Source organism: Jatrophihabitans sp. YIM 134969 (assembly GCF_054456675.1).
Window position 1 is genome coordinate 1 of the sequence record NZ_JBTJEQ010000095.1, and the last position, 4,672, is coordinate 4,672.

Annotated in this window: 4 protein-coding genes; 1 reads left to right on the forward strand and 3 read right to left on the reverse strand. The window is 75.7% G+C overall.

Annotation, left to right across the window (positions count from 1 at the left end):
* The 3 genes from ACXR2U_RS23850 to ACXR2U_RS23860 all read right to left on the reverse strand — a co-directional run.
* A partial coding sequence (locus tag ACXR2U_RS23850; RefSeq protein ID WP_458827587.1) for a GAF domain-containing protein occupies nucleotides 1–615 on the reverse strand: 615 nt, incomplete at its 3' end.
* A gap of 107 nt (nucleotides 616–722) precedes the next feature.
* Nucleotides 723–977: a hypothetical protein gene (locus ACXR2U_RS23855; RefSeq protein WP_458827588.1), complete on the reverse strand. Its 255-nt coding sequence runs from the start codon at nucleotides 975–977 to the stop codon at nucleotides 723–725.
* A gap of 120 nt (nucleotides 978–1,097) precedes the next feature.
* On the reverse strand, nucleotides 1,098–1,772 hold the full coding sequence (locus ACXR2U_RS23860) for a Crp/Fnr family transcriptional regulator (protein ID WP_458827589.1): 675 nt from the start codon (nucleotides 1,770–1,772) through the stop codon (nucleotides 1,098–1,100).
* A gap of 70 nt (nucleotides 1,773–1,842) precedes the next feature.
* Between ACXR2U_RS23860 and ACXR2U_RS23865 the strand changes: the two genes are divergently transcribed.
* Nucleotides 1,843–4,672: AAA family ATPase (locus ACXR2U_RS23865; protein WP_458827590.1), on the forward strand; the 2,830-nt coding region annotated here is incomplete at its 3' end.

A 4,672-nucleotide genomic window follows, 5' to 3' on the forward strand; every position in this document is an offset into this window, starting at 1 on the left:
GGCGGCCTCGGCGAGCGGGGTGCCCGTGCCGGCCGCGTCGGCGAGCGCCCCGAGCAGCACCGCCGCGAGATCGGCCGACGCGCGGGCGGCCGTGATGGCGAGGGCCGCCTGGTCCGCGAACAGCGAGGCGGTCTGCAGGTCGAACGCCGCGGTCTCGCGCCCGGCGTCCCGGTCGAGCAGGGTCAGCACCCCGATCGGCGTGCCGTCCGCGGTGACGGGGACGGCGAGGATGGCGCGGGGGACGTAGCCGGTGTTCTCGGCGACGTCGGCGGCGAACCTCGCGTCCTGGCGCAGGTCCGACACCGCGACCGGTTGGCCGCTGCTCACCACCCAGCCCGCGATGCCCCGCGTGGCCGGGATGACCATGCCGCGCACGGTGTCCGCGCCCTCACCGTCGGCCGCGACGTAGCGCAGCCGGTCGGGGGTCACGTCGTCGTCGGGGTCGTCGCTGCCGGGCTCGAGCAGCGCCAGCGAGCACGCGGCGGCGCCGAACAGGGCGCGCGCGGTGGCGGTCAGCGACCGCAGCAGGTCGTCGTGACCCGCGGGGGCGACCGCCGGCGCGAGCGCCCGGGCCAGGGTGGCGAGCTCGGCGAGCACGGCGTCGGGTGCGGACACCGGGGCAGTGTGCACCAGTCGGCCGGGCCTGCCAACGACGACGACCGGCCCGCTCCTCGAGGGGTTGAGGAGCAAGCCGGTCGCCGGGTCCGGAGTGGTGCGGTGGATCAGAAGGCGGCGCGGTGGCCCTCGACGTCGTCGCCCTCGTCAGGGGTGGTGTCGGCGGCGCCGAGGGCCTTGTCGGCAGCGCGGTCGGCGACGCGGTGGCCTTCGACGTCGTCGGCGTCGTCGGCCGCGCCGAGCGTGTCGAAGGCGCGGTCGTCGGTGGCGCGGACCTTGTCGAACGCGGCGCGGTGGCCGAGGACGTCGTCGGCGTCGCCGTCGGGCTGGGTGTAGACGCCGGGGGCGGAGTTGTCGGTCATGGCGGGTTCCTCTCGGAGGGGCGGGAGTGGCTGGCAGGGAGAACCTTCGCACTCACGAGGACCCCGTGGCTGCCACCGGCGAGACCCGTGACCTGTCACCCCGGTGACGGATGAAACCCTTCAGGACTGGGCGAAACGGGACAGGGCGGGCACGTCGAGCAGCTGGATGCCGTCGTCGGCGACCGCGAGCCAGCCGCGCCGACCGAGGCCGGACAGGGTGCGGTTCAGCGACTGCCGGGTGACGCCGAGCATGGCCGCGAGCTCGGACTGGCTGGCGGCGACCGCGACCGTGCCGGGGGTGTCGCCCGCGCGGTCCAGCAGCAGCTTGACCAGGCGGCGGGGCAGATCGAGGAAGACCAGGTCGGCCGCCTGCTCGGTCAGGCGTCGCATCCCGGCGGCCAGGCTCTCGGCCACCGCCCGCAGCACCACCGGGTGCTGGCGCAACAGGGCGTCGACCGCGGCGACGGGGACCGCGAGCAGTTCGCTCGGTGCGGTCGCGAGCACGTCGGCCGACCGCGGTCCACGGTCGATGACCGAGACGTCGCCGAGGGTGTCGCCGGGGCCGACGACCGCCAGCACGAGTTCGGTGCCGCGCTCGCTCGTGACGTGCACCTTCAGCCGGCCCGACCGCACCACGAACAGGTGGTCGGCCGGCTCGCCCTCGACGAACAGGATCTGGCCGCGCGCCAGCCGTCGGGTGAAGGCGGCGGACTCCAGGCCGACCAGCAGCGTCGGGTCGACCCGCCCGAACAGCGTGGTGCGGGCGAGCTCGGCGGTGCATCCGGGAACGGCCACGGAGGTGATCTTCACCCATCCTGCACCCGGCCTCGACTTGCGCCGGGCCCGGCGGTGCGAGACTGCCGTCGTGACGTCGGACGTCGGCGTCTTCGGGGCCGACCACCCCGAGGCGTACATCCCCGGGGACCGCCGCCGCGCGCTGCGGGACGGCCGCGAGCTGCCCGACCGTGCGGACGGTGCCGCGCTGTTCGCCGACATCAGCGGGTTCACCCCGCTGACCGAGGGCCTGGTCGCCGCCTACGGCCCGCGCCGGGGCGCGGAGGAACTCAGTGCCGCGCTCGAGGTCGTCTTCGGTGCGGTGCTCGGCGAACTGCACCGCCACACGGGTGCCGTCATCTACTTCTCCGGGGACGCCGTCACGTGCTGGCTCGACGGCGACGACGGCACCCTGGCCGTCGCGGCGGGGCTCGCGATGCAGGCGGCGGTCGTGCGCAGCGGCACCCTCACCCTTCCCGGCGGCGGCACCGCGGTGCTCGGCATGAAGGTCGCCGTCGCCGCGGGCCGCGCCCGCCGGTACGTCGTCGGCGATCCCCGGGTGCAGTTGATCGACGTGCTCGCCGGCCGGCTGATGGACACCCTGGCCGAGGTCGAGGCGACGGCCGGGCGCGGGGAGGTCGTGGTCGCCACCGCGACGGTCGACGCGCTCCCCGGCCGGTTCGTCACGGGCGAGCGGCGCGCGGGCGGGGTGGTGGTCACCGGTCTCACCGCACCGGTCGACGTGCCGCCCCTGCGCGAGCGGGTGGAGGGGCTGCCGGAGGCGGTCACCCGGCAGTGGCTCCTGCCCGCGGTGTACGAGCGGATGCGCGCGGGGCGCGGGGACTTCCTCACCGAGCTGCGGCCGGCGGTGCCGGTGTTCGTGCACTTCACGGGCATCGACCACGACGACGACCCCGACGCCCCCGCACGGCTCGACGAGTTCGTGCGCGCGGTGCAGCACGTCGTCGACGGCTACGGCGGCAACCTGCTCCAGCTGACGATCGGCGACAAGGGCGCCTACCTCTACCTGGTGTTCGGTGCCCCGGTCGCGCACGAGGACGACCCCGCCCGGGCCTGCGCCGCCGCGCTCGACCTGTTGCCCCTGGTCCGGACCACGGCGGCGCGTGACCTGCGGATCGGCGTGGCCCGGGGCAGCACCCGCGCCGGCACCAACGGCCACCGCTACCGCCGGACGTTCACCTGCCTGGGTGACCCGGTGAACCTCGCGGCCCGGTTGATGTCCAAGGCCCCGGCCGGGGAGGTGTACGTCAGCGAGGCCGTCGCCGCGGCGACCGGCGGGCGGTTCGGGTGGGAACCGCTGCCCCCGTTGACGTTGAAGGGCAAGGCGGAACCCGCACCGGCGCGCCGGCTGGTGGCGCACCGCCGGGGTGGCGGCGTCGTCCACGCCCGGCGCGACCGACCCATGATCGGCCGCGAGGACGTCTTGGCGGACATCCGCGGACTGGTGCAGCAGGCAACGGTCGGGCGGGGGCGGGTCGTCGGCATCACCGGCGAGGCCGGGCTGGGCAAGTCGCGGTTGATCGCCGAGGTGCTCGCCGGGATCGACCGTGACCGGGTGACCGTGGCCGTCGGCGAGGCGCAGACCTTCGGCGTCCCGACCGCCTACAGCGCGTGGCGCGGGATCGCGCTCGACCTGTTCGGGCTCGCCCCGAACGCCGACGCCGCGACCCAACTCGCGACGTTCACCGCGGCCGTGCGCTCCCTCGACCCCGCCCTCGCCGCACGGGCGCCGCTGCTCGGCGCGCTCACCGGGACCGACCTGCCGGAGAACGACCTCACGGCCGCGATGACGCCCGAACTCCGCAAGGGATCGCTGGAACTGCTGGTCGCCCAGTTGCTGCAGCGCCGCGGCCGCACCCGACCGCTCGCGCTGGTGCTGGAGGACGCCCACGCCCTCGATCCGCTCGCAGCCGACCTGCTGGAGGTCGTCGTCCGCCGGGTCGCCACCCTGCCGGTGCTGGTGCTGTTGGCGTACCGCCCGTTCGACGTGGCGGGGGCGCCGCCGTGGCACGACACGCTGCTGGCGTCGTCCCACGCGCACGAGGTCGTCCTCTCGGAGCTGTCCGGGGCCGCCGCCGAGGAACTGGTCGACGTCACCGTGCGCCGCGTCTTCGACCTCGAGGGCGAGGTCCCCGACGCGCTGCGGCGCACCGTCCTCACGCGCACCCAGGGCAACCCGTTCCACGTCGAGGAACTCGTGGCGTTCGTGCGGGCGCGGGGCGTCGACGTCACCGACGCCGCCGCGTTGGCCGCGGTCGACCTCCCCGACAGCCTCGAGAGCCTGGTGCTCAGCCGGATCGACGCGTTGCCGGAGCAGCCGCGCCGGACGGCCAAGGTGGCGAGCGTCGTCGGCCGCACCTTCGACGCCGCCACCGTCGACGCCGCCGCCCCCGACCTCGAACGTCTGGTCGCGCCGTCGGTGCTGGTGCTCACCGAGCGGGACCTCGTCGTGCCCGAACCGCACGCGGCCGACCGCCTCGTCCCCGACTGGGCCTTCCGGCACGTCGTGGTCCGCGACGTCGCGTACGACAGCCTGCCGTGGGCCGTGCGCACCGAACTGCACGACCGCATCGCCGACCACCTCGAGGCCGTGGCGGGCGCCGACGGCGACAGCCCGCGGGTGCTGGACCTGCTGGCCCACCACCGTTGGCACGGTCGCGACGACGACCGCAAGCGCGACGTCCTCGCCCGCGCCGGTGCGGCCGCCCGCGTCACGGGCGCGAACGCCGTCGCCGCGTTCCACCTCGAGCGGCTGCTGACGCTGGTCGACGACGACGCCGCGCCCGCGGTGCTGGTGGACCTCGGTCAGGCGCAGGAGCTCGCCGGCGCGTGGGACGCCGCCCGCGTGACCCACTCCCGCGCGCTCGAGCTCGCCGAGGCGGGTGGGCGCCGCGCAGCGG